The 13,600-nt window shown below is 61.0% G+C and carries 16 protein-coding genes; 10 read left to right on the forward strand and 6 right to left on the reverse strand.

Annotated features, from left to right (window positions below; genetic code table 11):
• Window positions 1-41: 41 nt before the first annotated feature.
• The gene (locus tag ACX2DJ_RS08670; protein WP_462572089.1) at window positions 42-833 is read left to right on the forward strand and encodes a Coq4 family protein; all 792 of its coding nucleotides are present in this window, start codon (window positions 42-44) and stop codon (window positions 831-833) included.
• Window positions 834-841: 8 nt separating this feature from the next.
• Here ACX2DJ_RS08670 and ACX2DJ_RS08675 read toward each other — a convergent pair whose 3' ends face one another.
• The 5 genes from ACX2DJ_RS08675 to ACX2DJ_RS08695 form a co-directional block, all read right to left on the reverse strand.
• Window positions 842-1,249, reverse strand: a complete 408-nt coding sequence (locus ACX2DJ_RS08675; protein WP_462572090.1) for a DUF3052 family protein — start codon at window positions 1,247-1,249, stop codon at window positions 842-844.
• A 1-nt stretch (window position 1,250) separates the two neighbouring features.
• Window positions 1,251-1,577, reverse strand: coding sequence for a DUF6122 family protein (locus ACX2DJ_RS08680; RefSeq protein ID WP_462572091.1), 327 nt, complete (start codon window positions 1,575-1,577; stop codon window positions 1,251-1,253).
• A gap of 115 nt (window positions 1,578-1,692) precedes the next feature.
• Window positions 1,693-3,939, reverse strand: a complete 2,247-nt coding sequence (purL, locus tag ACX2DJ_RS08685; protein ID WP_462572092.1) for a phosphoribosylformylglycinamidine synthase subunit PurL — start codon at window positions 3,937-3,939, stop codon at window positions 1,693-1,695.
• 27 nt (window positions 3,940-3,966) lie between these two features.
• Complete coding sequence (locus ACX2DJ_RS08690; protein ID WP_462572093.1) at window positions 3,967-4,629, reverse strand: metal-dependent hydrolase; 663 nt, start codon at window positions 4,627-4,629, stop codon at window positions 3,967-3,969.
• A gap of 3 nt (window positions 4,630-4,632) precedes the next feature.
• Window positions 4,633-5,034 (reverse strand): DUF2177 family protein, encoded by a 402-nt coding sequence (locus ACX2DJ_RS08695; RefSeq protein WP_462572094.1) that lies wholly within the window; start codon window positions 5,032-5,034, stop codon window positions 4,633-4,635.
• A gap of 52 nt (window positions 5,035-5,086) precedes the next feature.
• On the opposite strand from ACX2DJ_RS08695, the gene ACX2DJ_RS08700 reads away from it, so the two are divergent.
• The 5 genes from ACX2DJ_RS08700 (at window position 5,087) to queA (ending at window position 8,638) form a co-directional block, all read left to right on the forward strand.
• Window positions 5,087-5,368: an exodeoxyribonuclease VII small subunit gene (locus ACX2DJ_RS08700; RefSeq protein WP_462572095.1), complete on the forward strand. Its 282-nt coding sequence runs from the start codon at window positions 5,087-5,089 to the stop codon at window positions 5,366-5,368.
• A 5-nt stretch (window positions 5,369-5,373) separates the two neighbouring features.
• Complete coding sequence (locus ACX2DJ_RS08705) at window positions 5,374-6,279, forward strand: polyprenyl synthetase family protein (RefSeq protein WP_462572096.1); 906 nt, start codon at window positions 5,374-5,376, stop codon at window positions 6,277-6,279.
• On the forward strand, window positions 6,276-6,767 hold the full coding sequence (gene coaD, locus ACX2DJ_RS08710; RefSeq protein ID WP_462572097.1) for a pantetheine-phosphate adenylyltransferase: 492 nt from the start codon (window positions 6,276-6,278) through the stop codon (window positions 6,765-6,767). Before ACX2DJ_RS08705 ends, coaD begins: the two co-directional genes overlap by 4 nt.
• Window positions 6,768-6,864: 97 nt before the next feature.
• Window positions 6,865-7,533, forward strand: a complete 669-nt coding sequence (locus tag ACX2DJ_RS08715) for a peptidylprolyl isomerase (protein WP_462572098.1) — start codon at window positions 6,865-6,867, stop codon at window positions 7,531-7,533.
• A 61-nt stretch (window positions 7,534-7,594) separates the two neighbouring features.
• On the forward strand, window positions 7,595-8,638 hold the full coding sequence (gene queA / locus ACX2DJ_RS08720) for a tRNA preQ1(34) S-adenosylmethionine ribosyltransferase-isomerase QueA (RefSeq protein WP_462572099.1): 1,044 nt from the start codon (window positions 7,595-7,597) through the stop codon (window positions 8,636-8,638).
• Here queA and ACX2DJ_RS08725 read toward each other — a convergent pair.
• Entirely contained in the window at window positions 8,629-9,207 is a 579-nt protein-coding gene (locus tag ACX2DJ_RS08725) for a TetR/AcrR family transcriptional regulator (RefSeq protein ID WP_462572100.1), read from the reverse strand. The two genes, queA and ACX2DJ_RS08725, sit on opposite strands and share 10 nt — an antisense overlap.
• A 47-nt stretch (window positions 9,208-9,254) precedes the next feature.
• Between ACX2DJ_RS08725 and ACX2DJ_RS08730 the strand changes: the two genes are divergently transcribed.
• The 4 genes from ACX2DJ_RS08730 to tgt are packed head-to-tail and all read left to right on the forward strand — an operon-like array spanning window position 9,255 to window position 13,535.
• Window positions 9,255-10,679, forward strand: coding sequence for an 8'-apo-carotenoid 13,14-cleaving dioxygenase (locus ACX2DJ_RS08730; RefSeq protein WP_462572101.1), 1,425 nt, complete (start codon window positions 9,255-9,257; stop codon window positions 10,677-10,679).
• A 5-nt stretch (window positions 10,680-10,684) separates the two neighbouring features.
• A complete protein-coding gene (locus ACX2DJ_RS08735; protein WP_462572102.1) occupies window positions 10,685-11,623 on the forward strand; it encodes an ABC transporter ATP-binding protein in 939 nt (312 codons plus the stop codon).
• A complete protein-coding gene (locus ACX2DJ_RS08740) occupies window positions 11,623-12,390 on the forward strand; it encodes an ABC transporter permease (protein WP_462572103.1) in 768 nt (255 codons plus the stop codon). The genes ACX2DJ_RS08735 and ACX2DJ_RS08740 overlap by 1 nt, the downstream gene beginning before the upstream one ends.
• A gap of 20 nt (window positions 12,391-12,410) precedes the next feature.
• Complete coding sequence (tgt, locus tag ACX2DJ_RS08745; RefSeq protein ID WP_462572105.1) at window positions 12,411-13,535, forward strand: tRNA guanosine(34) transglycosylase Tgt; 1,125 nt, start codon at window positions 12,411-12,413, stop codon at window positions 13,533-13,535.
• The last annotated feature ends 65 nt before the right edge of the window (window positions 13,536-13,600 follow it).

The following is a 13,600-nucleotide window of genomic DNA, read 5'->3' on the forward strand; positions in this document are numbered from 1 at the left end:
TACATTCTTGTAAGTTGCAATGCGCTATTGAGGAGCTCGTCATGGCCGTAATCGATCGCCCGCTTGTTGCCCCCGGACGCAAGACTTCCGGTTTTCGCCCGCTCAAGGTGTGGAAGCACTTCCGCAAGCTCGTGGCGGACAAGGAAGATACGGAGCAAGTGTTCCATATCATCGAGGCGCTCAAGGGCCGCAAGGGGCATCGCCAGGGGTGGGATTTCATTCGCTCGCCCGCGGGCCAGCGCATGATGCGCGAAGAGGTGAACATTCCGGCCATGCTAGACGACCATGCGCGCTGGGCCGATTGCGGGCCGAACACGGTGGCGCAGCATTATATCCGCTTCATGAAGCGTGAGGGGCTTTCGGCCGCCGGGCTTGTGGCGGAAAGCCACAAATGGTCACCGCCGGAAAATCGCCACCAGGACCAGACCGAATGGTATTTCGAGCGCCTGCGTGACACCCATGACCTGTTCCATGTGCTCACCGGATATAATCGTGATGGGCTGGGCGAGGCCTGCCTGCTGGGCTTCAGCTATGAACAGAACCACAATCTGGGCATCCTGTTCATTGCCTATGCCGGAACGCGCAATCGCATGAAGGAGGTGCCGACCAAAGCGCCGCTATTCGATGCGATTCGCGAGGGCAGGGCGCTCGGCAAGGCTGCGGCCAAGATCGCGCATGAGGATATCGAAGCGCTCATGCGCGAGGATATTGATGCGGCCCGCAAGCGGCTGAACATCGGCGAGCCGCTTATTTACCGTCAGTGCATTGCGCAACTGTTCGAAGAAGGCCTGGCTGACGCGGATATGATCATGCCGGAAGCCCTCGCGGCCTGAAAATCGATCTAACGATCGGTCTTCGGGATGACGAATTTCAGGCCGGACCATATTTCGTCAACGGCACATTTCTTGGTGTCAACGAAACCCGCTTCGATGCCGATGCGCTGTACTTCAGACTGGTCGAGCGCGGTTTCCCGGCCTGAACCTTTCTTGGGCCAGCTGACCCAAACATGACCTTTCCTGTCGATTTGTCGACGCAAATGGCCAAGCTTTGCGGCCAGATCGCCCGCTTCGGTCACGAAAATATGTGCAGCATCAATTCCCGCGGCAGGATCGGCCACAAAGCGCAAGTCCAGCGCGTATTCGTCAATTTCGTCGAGAATATTCTCGGGCATTCCGCTCCACCAGCAAACCAGCCCGTCACGCAGGGACAGCTTCTTGGCAAGTGGGGTTCCTGAATATCCGGCAGTCATGTCACCAAGCTTGCATCAGGCAGTCGCCATAGTCGATCAACAAATGCCAAAGAGCGCCGAGGCCGAGTGCGCGTAGCCACCACTTCGGTGCCCCCAGCATCAAGACATAGACGATCGCCGCTTCCCATCCGTGCAGCAGGTGGAAGCCTATGCTGCACCGGTCGGGGTCGAACATCGGGGTGGCCAGAAGATGATCGAGATCGATCAAATTGGCGGCAAGAATCACCAGCCCCGCGCGCTGCCAGTTCTCCCGCCACAACAGCCAACCAAGCGCGAACGGTACAAGGAGATGGCCGGGATAGTGGAGCAGGGGCTGGAGGAGGTCCAAGGATTAGCTCGTCATCGCGAGGAGGCCCTTTGGCCGACGTGGCGATCCATCACCTGGGCGGCGCCATGGATTGCCGCGCCTTGCTGGCGCAAGGCTCGCGATGACGGGTGGGGCGTCAGCCCTCCATCCATTCGCGGAAGAAGCTCTCGTGCGCGGCGCGCAGGTCGGTGAGCGGCACGCCCAACAGGCTCCCCCCGCCAACTGTTCCCAATCGGCGGAAGCCGATTTGTGCGGTCTCCGCATTTTCCGTGCCCTTCGCGAGAGCAGCGTTGAGCGCTTCGGTATCGGGAACCGAGATCACATAGCGGCCCTGGTCCTCGCCGAACCACCATTGCGCGGGGGTATATTCGGAATTGGCTTCCACCGTTGCACCCAATCCGCTGGCGAGCGCCATTTCCGCCAGCGCCACCGCAAGCCCGCCATCGGAAATGTCGTGTACGGCGTTAACCAGGCCTTCCTCGATCAGCTGGCGAATAATCTTGCCTGCGCTGCGTTCGATCACGAGGTCGGTCGGCGGAGTACGGCCTTCATCGCGGCCATGCACGACATTGAGCCACATTGACTTGCCCAAATGCGAGCGCGTGGGATCGGGCTTGGCCCAGAATTCTGGCCCCACGAGATACAGCGTGTCGCCTTCATTCTTGAATGCCATTGTCATCATCCTGGAATAATCCTCGATGATGCCGACCCCGCCGATCGCGGGCGTAGGAAGAATAGCCGACCCGCCGCCGGTTGCCTTGCTTTCGTTGTAGAGGCTGACGTTGCCGCTCACGATCGGGAAGTCGAGCGCGCGGCAGGCATCGCCCATGCCTTCGAGTGCATACACGAGCTGCGCCATGATCTCGGGCCGCTGCGGGTTGGCGAAGTTCAGGCAGTTGGTCACTGCCAGCGGTCGCGCGCCGACTGCGCAAAGGTTGCGGTAAGCCTCGGCAATCGCCTGCTTGCCGCCCTCGCAGGGGTCGGCAAAGACATAGCGCGGGGTGCAATCGGTGGTGATCGCCAGCGCCTTCTTCGTGCCATGCACCCGCACCACGCCCGCATCGCCGCCGGTCTGGAGCGTGTCCGCGCCGACCTGGCTGTCATACTGTTCGTAGATCCAACGCTTGCTGGCCAAGTTGGGGGTGGCCATCAGCTTGAGCAGGTCCGCGCCGATATCGGTGCTTTCGGGCACGTCGCCCAGCGGTTTGACCTGCGCCCAGGCCTTGTATTCTTCCTTGGAGAGATAGGGCCGGTCATATTCGGGCGCATCGGCTGCCAACGGCCCCAAGGGGATATCGCACACCACTTCGCCGTTCCATTCCAGCACCATGTGCTGTGTATCGGTGACTTCGCCGATCACCGCGAAGTCAAGCTCCCACTTGCGGAAGATCGCTTCAGCCATGGCTTCCTTGCCGGGCTTGAGTACCATCAGCATCCGCTCCTGGCTTTCGCTCAGCATCATTTCGTAAGGCGTCATGCCCTCTTCGCGGCATGGCACCTTGTTCATGTCGAGCCGGATGCCGGCCTTGCCATTGGTTGCCATTTCAACGCTGGAGCTGGTCAGCCCCGCCGCGCCCATGTCCTGTATGGCGACGATTGCATCGGTCGCCATCAGTTCGAGGCAGGCCTCGATCAGCAGTTTTTCGGTGAAGGGATCGCCCACCTGCACCGTGGGCCGCTTGGCCTCGGCATCCTCGCCGAAGTCGGCGCTCGCCATGGTCGCGCCGTGGATCCCGTCGCGCCCGGTTTTGGAGCCGACATAGACGATCGGATTGCCGACGCCAGTGGCCGCCGAGTAGAAGATTCTGTCCGCATCCGCGACGCCCACGGTCATCGCATTGACCAGGATGTTGCCGTCATAGGCAGGGTGGAAATTGGTTTCACCCGCCACCGTAGGCACACCGACACAGTTGCCGTAGCCGCCGATCCCCGCGACCACACCCTTTACCAGGTGCTGCATCTTGGGATGCTCGGGGCGCCCGAAGCGCAGCGCATTGGCGTTGGCTACTGGCCGCGCGCCCATCGTGAACACATCGCGCAAAATGCCGCCGACGCCCGTAGCCGCGCCCTGATAGGGCTCGATGTAGCTCGGATGGTTGTGGCTCTCCATCTTGAAAATCGCCGCCTGACCGTCCCCGATGTCGATCACGCCCGCGTTCTCGCCCGGGCCGCAGATCACCCACGGGGCTTCCGTGGGCAGTTTCTTGAGGTGGAGGCGGCTCGACTTGTAAGAGCAATGCTCGGACCACATCACGGAAAAGATGCCCAGTTCGACGAGGTTGGGCTCGCGCCCGAGCGCGTGAAGTACGCGCTCATATTCCTCGGGCGAAAGCCCGTGCTGTTCGACGATTTCGGGTGTGATCTGCGAGGTCGTGGTAGCCATGCCAGCGCCCTTAGCGCCAGCTTGCCGCTATCGCCAGTCCCGTGCGCGTTTGTGCCAGCGGTTTGTCCCCACCCAGCGCGCGACCAGTGCGGCCACGGCAAAGGCCAGCAGGGCCTGGACATAGAGGCCAGGGCCGACCGTTTCGGGATGCGGGGCAAACCAGTTGATCGCCTGGAACAGCAGCAGCATCGCCAGCAGCACCAGTGGCGGGCCGATCGGCCCGCGCGTGCTCCTGACATACCAGTAAAATGCGCCCAGCGTGATTCCGAGTTCAAGCGGGATCGCGATCGCTGGATAATCCCACAGGCCCAGGCCATAGGCGGTTTTGCCGCCCGCCAGTGTCAGATCGGGTCGGTGGACCAGCCAGTCTAGAGCCCAATGCGATAGCACCACCATCCCCGCGAGGATTCCGGCGACGATCTCGCGCAGCAAGGCAAATATCAGCAATCCGAATATGACCGCCCATACTCCGGCCCCCAGCAAACTGTGCGTATAGGGCATGTGATAGAGATCGTAGGGCACCATCACCGTGGCGGCGGAATCGATCCGCATGTGCTCAATTCCGACCATCGCGAAGGCGAAGAAGCCCCAGTCGACAAGCTGGGCTCCGATAAACAATGTACCGAGCCCCGGCGCGCGCCTGCTGATAGCTGCAGCCGCCAAGGCGGGAGCGAAGTGTCCGATGAACATGTCTCAGTTTGCCAGTCTAAGCGTTGCCCAGGTCGCAATGGCGCTGGCCGTGGCAGTGGCAAAGGCGCCCCAGACGATGTCGAGCACGCTGACATGCGTTGCCCATACCTTGAACACTGCCTGGCTGGTGAGGTCGAAAGTGGCATAGCACAGCGCGCCCAGCAACGCCCCGTTGAGCATTGCGGTGGTGACCTGCCCGCTGGCAACCCCCGGCTTGATCGCAAACCACACCATGCCGGCAATGTAGATCAGGTAGAACGCGATTGCCGCGCCCCAGCGTACCTGCTCGGCCATGATCTCGCCGATCACCGGACGGTAAAGGTTGGGAGCGGCCCATCGCAGCCAGAACGCGTCAAGCACTCCGAACGAAATGGCAGCGGCAAGATAGGCGATTATCCACTTCATCGACGACTCCCCATATTTACTGACAACTTGACCGCCCGCGTCGTGACGGTCAATGCTCGCGGCGTATAAGAAAGGGGCCAAAGCCATCTCTGACGCGACCGACATTTCCTCGTTGACCTTCGAACAGGCGCTGACCGCGCTGGAAGAGATCGTGCAGCAACTGGAAAGCGGTAATGTGCCGCTTGATCAATCGATTGCTCTCTACGAACGGGGCGAAATGCTGCGCAAACACTGTCAGGCCCGGCTTGACGACGCCCAGGCGAGGATCGAGCGGATCGTTACCGACCAGTCGGGCAATGCGAGCGCTGCCGTGCCGTTCGATTCCGACGGATGATCGGTATGGTCGAAGAAAGCGATTACCGCGTGCTCCAGGCTGAACTCGCGCAAGTGCAGCACGAAGTGGATGGCATGTTCGATGCGCTATTGCCTTCACCGCACGACAGCCGTGCACCTTTGGTTGACGCGATGCGTTATGCGGCAATCGGCGGCGGCAAACGGCTGCGCCCCCTGCTTCTCATGAATACTGCAGAGCTTTATGGCGTAGATCGTGAGTGCGCGCTGCGGGCGGCCTGCGCGGTCGAGGCGATCCATGTCTATTCACTGATCCATGATGACTTGCCATGCATGGACGACGACGATTTGCGCCGCGGCAAGCCGACTGTCCATGTGCAGTTTGGTGAAGCGACCGCAGTACTCGCAGGTGATTCGCTGCACGCCCTGGCATTCGAGATTCTGGCTGACCCGGACACCAGTGCTGATCCCTTTGTCCGGGTCGAACTGCTCGCTACGCTTGGCAAGGCAAGCGGAATGGACGGTATGGCGGGCGGCCAGATGATGGACATGATGGCAGACGCCGAGGAATACGATCTACACGCGATTACACGCTTGCAACAGCTGAAAACCGGCGCGCTTCTGGCCGCATCGGTCGAAATGGGCGCGATCATGGGGCATGTGCCTCCTGCGGGCCGAGTGCATTTGCGCAATTATGCGCGCGACATTGGCCTGGCGTTCCAGATCGCGGACGACTTGCTCGATTATGAAGGTGACGAAGCCAAGGCGGGCAAGGCGCTGCGCAAGGATGAAGTGCAAGGCAAGCAAACCTTTGTCACACTGATGGGCGCCAGGAAGGCACGGGAACAGGCGCGTGCGCTGGTTGACCAGGCTATCGGGCATCTTGCCGGCCACGGCGGAGATGCGAAAATGCTGAAGGCAATTGCCCGCTATATCGTGGAGAGAGACAGGTGAGACATCGCATCGGGATCTACCCGGGAACTTTCGATCCCATAACGCTGGGGCATATGGATATCATAGAGCGGTGCGCCAAACTGGTCGATGAGCTGATTATCGGCGTCACCACCAATGTTGCGAAGTCGCCAATGTTTTCCGATGACGAGCGTATCGCCATGGTCGAGCGCGAAGTCGCGGGGATCGCCAACGGTAATATCCGGGTGGTGGGTTTCAGTACCTTGCTGGTGGATTTTGCGGACAAGATGGGGGCCAGCATGGTCATCCGCGGTATCCGCGGCGTGACCGATTTCGAATATGAGTACCAGTTGACCGGGATGAACCGTCAGCTCAACCACGAGGTTGAGACTGTGTTCCTGATGGCGGATGTTGCGTTGCAGCCCATAGCCAGCAGGCTGGTGAAGGAGATCGCGCTGTACGGTGGCGATATCTCCAAGTTTGTCACCCCCAGTGTTCGCGCGGACGTGATGTCACGGGTTGCCAGATAGCTGTGCACCCGCTGGCGATCATTCATTGCGGTGACAGGGATGTGCGGCTAGACCGCAGCCCTTATTTTGAGGAATGCAGGCCTTCGTGACGTCACCCATGTTGAAGAAAATACTCGCTGCTGTCGCTTCGTTCAGCTTGCTCACCGCTCCCGCTGCGCTTGGTGCGCAAGACGGAACGGGTGAAGCTCCGCGTAACTATGGCTCGATCAGCTATGACCTCGCGGAAGATCCGGAGAATATCTGGTTGCTTGACCTGTCCAATGGAGAGCGTGTGGCGGTCAGGTTGATGCCGAGTTGGGCGCCCAACCACGTCGAGCGGATCAAGACATTGACCCGTCAGGGCTTTTATGACGGTGTGATTTTTCACCGCGTGATCGACGGGTTCATGGCGCAAGGCGGTGATCCCACCGGGACCGGACAAGGCGGATCAGAGCTGCCGGACCTTGAGGCGGAATTCAATCCGATGCCGCATATCCGTGGCACGGTGTCGATGGCGCGCGCGAATGATGACAATAGCGCCAACAGCCAGTTTTTCATCGTCTTTTACCCGCGCTTCAGCCTTGATAAACGGTACACGAATTTTGGCCGGGTGATCGGCAACATGGCGGGTGTTGACGCGATTGTGCGCGGCGAACCTCCGGCCAATCCGACCCGTATTGTGCAGGCCTCAATTGCCGCAGATGGCAAGGCGCCGCCGGCGCCCGTGCAGCCGAAGGTGCAGGACAGCGAGATCACCGCCGATATGTTGAGCGCGCCGTTGAACTGATTGCCACAGTGAAAGGGTAGCCGGGCTTTGCATTTGCAGGCTGCGCCCCTAAGCCCCGCCGATGCGCGTTGACCTGTTTGACTTCGACCTTCCGCAAGAGTTGATTGCGCTTCGTCCGGTGCGTCCGCGCGATGCGGCGCGCATGCTGGTGGTCAGGGCGGACGGGCCGTTCGAGGATCGCGGCGTGCGGGACTTGCCGGCCCTGCTCAATCCGGGTGACGTGCTGGTTTTCAATGACACGCGAGTCATTCCGGCGCAGCTTGAAGGACGGCGTGCTGGCGGCGATGCCAGGATTGGTGCGACGCTGCACAAGCGAGCGGATTTGCGGCGCTGGATCGCCTTCATACGCAATGCGAAACGCCTCAAGCCGGGCGACCAGATCATTTTTGGGGGCGGTGTAACTGCGATTGCCGAAGCGCGGCATGAGGATGGCAGTTTCACGCTGCACTTCGAAGGAGACGAGCCAGTCGAAGTGCTGCTCGATCGTGCTGGCACCATGCCTTTGCCGCCCTATATCGCGGGCAAGCGCGGTGTCGATGCGCAGGATCGTGCAGATTATCAGACCATGTTTGCGCAGGAGGATGGAGCAGTCGCCGCGCCAACCGCCTCGCTCCATTTTACGCCGCGTCTGGTCGAAGCGCTGAATTTGGCGGGGATCAGGCACGAAATGCTCACTCTGCACGTCGGCGCGGGCACCTTCCTTCCGGTCAAGGCAGAGGATACCGATGATCATCAGATGCATGCCGAGTGGGGGAGGATCACTCCCGAAGTTGCCGAACGGCTGAATAGCGCGCGGGCAGCGGGCGGGCGGATCATTCCGGTTGGCACGACTTCGCTTCGCCTGCTTGAGAGTGCGGCGCTGGACGATGGCACTATCGCACCTTTCATGGGGGACACATCGATCTTCATCACCCCCGGCTATCGCTTCAAGGCAGTTGACGGGCTGATGACCAACTTCCATCTGCCGCGATCAACGCTGTTCATGCTGGTCAGCGCGTTGATGGGGCGCGAGCGGATGATCGATGCATATTCCCACGCGATTGCCGAGCGGTACCGGTTCTATTCCTACGGCGATTCGTGCATGCTTCTGCCCGGTCAGGGTTGACGCACGAACAGCACTTGGGCGTCGAGCAGTTGATCGACCAGGTCATCGTCGGCCGGAAAGCGTCCGTCCAGCATCAGCATGGCAATGCCGTGGGCAATCGCCCAGGCTCGCATCGCAATCCGCTCCGCCTCCTGCGGTTCGCTGGCCAGATCCCGGCTCATTCGTGCCAACAGGTCGCGCGCGCGGTCTTCGGTGCGATTGGCAAAATCCTCTGGATTGCCTTGCGAGAACATCAACCGGAATAGCGCGGGATGCGCGAGTGCAAAGCGCACATAGGTCCGCCCGGAGGCGCTGAAGCCGGCTGCTCCGCCCCCGGCGTTGGCGGCCGCCCGCGCCTGCGCATCGCCCAGGCGGTTGAGCCCTTCAGTGGCCAGCGCGGCGAGCAGGGCGCGCTTGTCGGGGAAGTGGCGATAGACCGCGGTGGGTGAAACGCCGACCGAACGGGCCAGTGCGCGGAGCGATATCTCCACTCCATCCGCGCCCTCAAGCGCGGCCAACCCCGCTTCGACCAGGGCGTCACGCAAGGCACCGTGATGATAGGCTTCGGCAGATGTTGACACTGTTAGCATTACCTCTATGTTGACAGTGTTTACTTTATAAGGGAGGCGAGTCGGCAATGGCAAGCGTGATTGAAAGAACCATTCGAAAGGCGGTGACCCCGGCCATCATGGCGGTGGCGGGAATGAACCGCACCCGGCTTGATGGTGCCGACCGTAATCCGTTCGTCAACGGCATCCACGAGCCACTCCATGACGAGCATACCGTGGAAAACCTCGCCGTGACCGGCACGATTCCGGTTGAGCTGGATGGCCGCTATGTCCGGATCGGGCCAAACCCGTTCCGCGATCCCGGCAAGGGGCACCACTGGTTCCTGGGCGATGGTATGGTCCACGGTGTGCGGCTGCGCGCTGGGAAGGCTGAATGGTATCGCAATCGCTACATCCGTTCGAACGAGCTGGCGGGCAAGGGCGGCCCGGCAGCCGTGCCCGGGCCGCGCCGTGGTCAGCGGGACAACGTCAATACCAATGTGTTGGGTGTGGGCGGCACGATCATGGCTCTGGTCGAGGCCGGGTCTTATCCGGTCGAACTTGACGACAATCTGGAATCGGTCGCCTATTCCGACTTCGGTGGCGGCCTGACTGGCAGCTTCACAGCCCACCCGCACCAGTGCCCCGACACCGGCGAATTCCATGCGATTTGCTATGACGGAATGATCCATGACACAATCCGCCACGTGGTGATGGACCAGGCGGGCAATGTTTTGCGCGAGACCCCGATCACTGTCGTGAACGGCCCTTCGATCCATGACTGCGCGCTGACCGCAAACTATGCCGTGGTGCTGGACCTGCCGGTAACCTTCTCGATGAAGGCGATGATCAACGGATACCAGTTTCCATACCGGTGGAATGCGGACCACAAGGCACGTGTCGGCCTGGTTCCGCGCCAGGGCGGCGAGCCGATCTGGTGCGAAGTCGATCCGTGCTACGTTTTCCATGTCGGCAACAGCTTCGAGGATGACGCTGGCCGCGTGGTGATTGACCTGTGCCCATACGAGACGATCTTTGACGGTGATATGCCGGGGCCTTACGGGCGCCCGCTCGGGCTGGAGCGGTGGACGGTCGATCCGGCGGCGGGAAGGGTGGCGCGCGAAACGCTCGATCCGACCGGCCAGGAATTCCCGCGCCCCGACGAGCGCTATTTCACCAAGGGCTATCGCTATCTCTGGTCGATGGGCCTGCCGGAAGACGGCGACCTCGAATTCGTTGCGCCGATGCCGCTCTACCGCCACGACCACGCAACGGGCGAGCGGATTGCACACGATTTCGGCGAGGGCCGCATTCCGGGCGAATTCGTCTTCGTCCCGCGCGATGAGAATGCACCCGAAGGCGATGGGTGGGTGATGGGCTACGTCATCGACCGCAATGCCCGCACCAGCGCCCTGGAAATCCTTGACGCCATAACGCTGGAACCGGTTGCCTCGGTCGCAATCCCCCATCTCATTCCGCCGGGGTTCCACGGCAACTGGATTGCCGCTAGCTGAGGTGTATGGATGCGATTCTCGAACTCAAAGGCCTGAGCAAGACTTACCCCGGTGGCCTTAAGGCACTCGACTCGGTCGACCTTGAAATTCGCAGCGGCGAGATATTCGCGCTGCTGGGGCCCAATGGAGCGGGCAAGACAACCCTGATCGGTGCGGTGTGCGGTCTGGTGCGGCCCAGCGCCGGCCGCATCGAGGCATTCGGGCAGGATATGGCGAACCACTGGCGCGCCGCACGGCGCCGCATCGGGCTAGTGCCACAAGAGCTTTCCACCGACATGTTCGAACCGGTGATCCGCGCGGTGTCCTATTCGCGCGGCCTGTTCGGCTGTCCACCCGATGCCGGGCGAATCGAGGAAATCCTGCGATCCTTGAGCCTGTGGGAAAAGCGCAACGAGCGCATCATGACGTTATCGGGCGGAATGAAGCGCCGCGTGCTGATCGCTAAGGCACTGGCCCATGAACCCGACCTGCTGTTCCTCGACGAGCCTACAGCCGGCGTCGATGTTGAACTGCGCAAGAGCATGTGGCGGTTGATCGCGGAGATGCGTCAGCGCGGCGTGACCGTGATCCTTACCACGCACTATATTGAAGAAGCCGAAGAAATGGCTGACCGTGTGGGCATCATCAACCATGGGCGCTTGCTGATGGTGGATGAAAAGGATGCGATGATGAAGCGGCTTGGGCGAACAGAAGCGCATATCACGCTGGCTGCTCCGCTTGCAGTATTGCCCGCTGCGATTGCACGCTTTCCGGTCGAACTTGAGGACGAGGGCGCCGCCCTTCGCTATCGGGGTGGTGACGGCACTGGCAGGGGCAAGGCAGAAGTGGCTGAACTGGTCAAGGCGCTGATCGCTGAAGGGATCGATTTTACGGGCATCGACCAGCGTGAAAGCAGCCTCGAGGACATATTCGTCTCACTTGTCAATGAAGTGGAGGCCGCCTGATGCCGTTCAATTTCCGCGGTGCCTGGTCGATTTTCACCCGCGAACTGCTGCGCTTTCTGCGGACGGGATTCCAGTCAGTACTGGCGCCCGTGCTCACCACCTCGCTCTATTTCATCGTCTTTGGCGCCGCGATCGGCAACCGCATGCCTGATCTGGGCGGGGTTGAATATGGCGCCTTCATTATCCCCGGCCTGCTGATGCTTACGCTTCTTGGTGAAACCACCTCCAACGCCAGCTTCGGCATTTATATGCCGCGCTTTACCGGCACGATCTATGAACTGCTCTCCGCGCCTGTCGGCGTGGCCGAGACGCTCATCGGATTTGTCGGGGCCGCGGCGGTGAAAAGCCTGATCCTGGCCAGCATCATCCTCGCAACCGCGCACCTGTTCGTCGATTATTCGATCGCGCATCCATTGCTGGCGGTCATTTACGTCGTGCTGGTGGCCGCTGCGTTCAGCCTCTTCGGCTTCATCCTGGGTATCTGGGCGGATAATTTCGAAAAGCTCGGCATTATTCCGATGCTTTTCCTCACCCCGCTCACCTTTCTTGGCGGCACCTTTTATTCGATCGATATGCTGCCCAAACCATGGGACACGATCGCGCTGTTCAATCCCATCGTCTATCTCGTCAGCGGGTTGCGCTGGACGTTTTATGGCAGCGCCGACGTCGATTTCGGCGTGTCGCTTGCCATAACGCTCGGCTTTCTAGCCTTCTGCACTGCGATCATTGCATTTATCTTCAAGACGGGCTGGCGCCTGAGAGCGTGAGACGCTAGGCGCGCGGCGCAATGGCACAGCGCTTCAACTTCACCATCCACGCAACCGACGGCAAGGCGCGCACCGGCAGCATATCGATGCTGCGGGGGGAAATCCGCACACCGGCCTTCATGCCGGTGGGAACTGCGGCAACGGTCAAAGCGATGAAGCCCGAAAGCGTGCAGGCGACGGGCGCGGACATCATCCTGGGTAATACCTACCACTTGATGCTGCGCCCCGGTGCGGAACGGGTCGCAAAGCTGGGCGGATTGCACAGCTTCATGAACTGGCCGCGTCCTATCCTGACCGACAGCGGCGGCTACCAGGTGATGAGCCTTTCAGAACTGCGCAAGCTGACCGAGCAGGGCGTCGAGTTCCGCAGCCATATCGATGGCTCCAAACACATGCTCACGCCCGAACGCAGCATGGAAATCCAGCGCTTGCTCGGCTCTGATATCGTGATGGCGTTCGACGAGTGCCCCCGAGCTGACCAGTCGCGCGACGTGATCGCGCGCAGCATGGAGCTGTCGATGCGCTGGGCCAGGCGCAGTCGCGATGGGTTTGACGGCGGCGAAGATCACGCCGGCCGCGCCGCGCTGTTCGGTATCCAGCAGGGCGCGCTTCACGAAGACCTGCGCCGTATCAGCGCCGACAAGCTCACCGAGATCGGTTTTGATGGTTATGCCGTGGGCGGGCTGGCGGTGGGCGAGGGGCAGGAGGCGATGTTCGCCACGCTCGATTTCGCGCCCGAGATGCTACCGCAGGACAAGCCGCGCTACCTGATGGGGGTGGGCAAGCCAGATGATCTGGTCGGGGCGGTCGAGCGCGGGATCGATATGTTCGATTGCGTTCTGCCGACACGCTCAGGCCGCAACGGGCAGGCCTTCACCAGGAACGGCCCGCTTAACCTCAGGAATGCCCGCCACGCGGAGGATACCGGCCCGCTGTGTGAGCGCTGCACCTGCCCCACCTGCGCCACCTATTCGCGCGCTTACCTGCATCATCTGGTTAAATCAGGGGAGATCCTCGGCGCGATGCTGCTAACCGAACATAATCTGTCCTTCTACCAGCAGCTTATGCAAGCGATGCGCGATGCGATCGGGGAGGGGCGGTTTGCGGCTTTCGCTGCGGATTTCCGGCGCGATTATCAGCCCTAAAAATTTGATGTTTACGCAGCACAAGCAGTTTGAATTTCTATTCAACGGTTTACACGTCTAGCTCT

This window comes from Altererythrobacter chaiwopuensis, assembly GCF_054957755.1.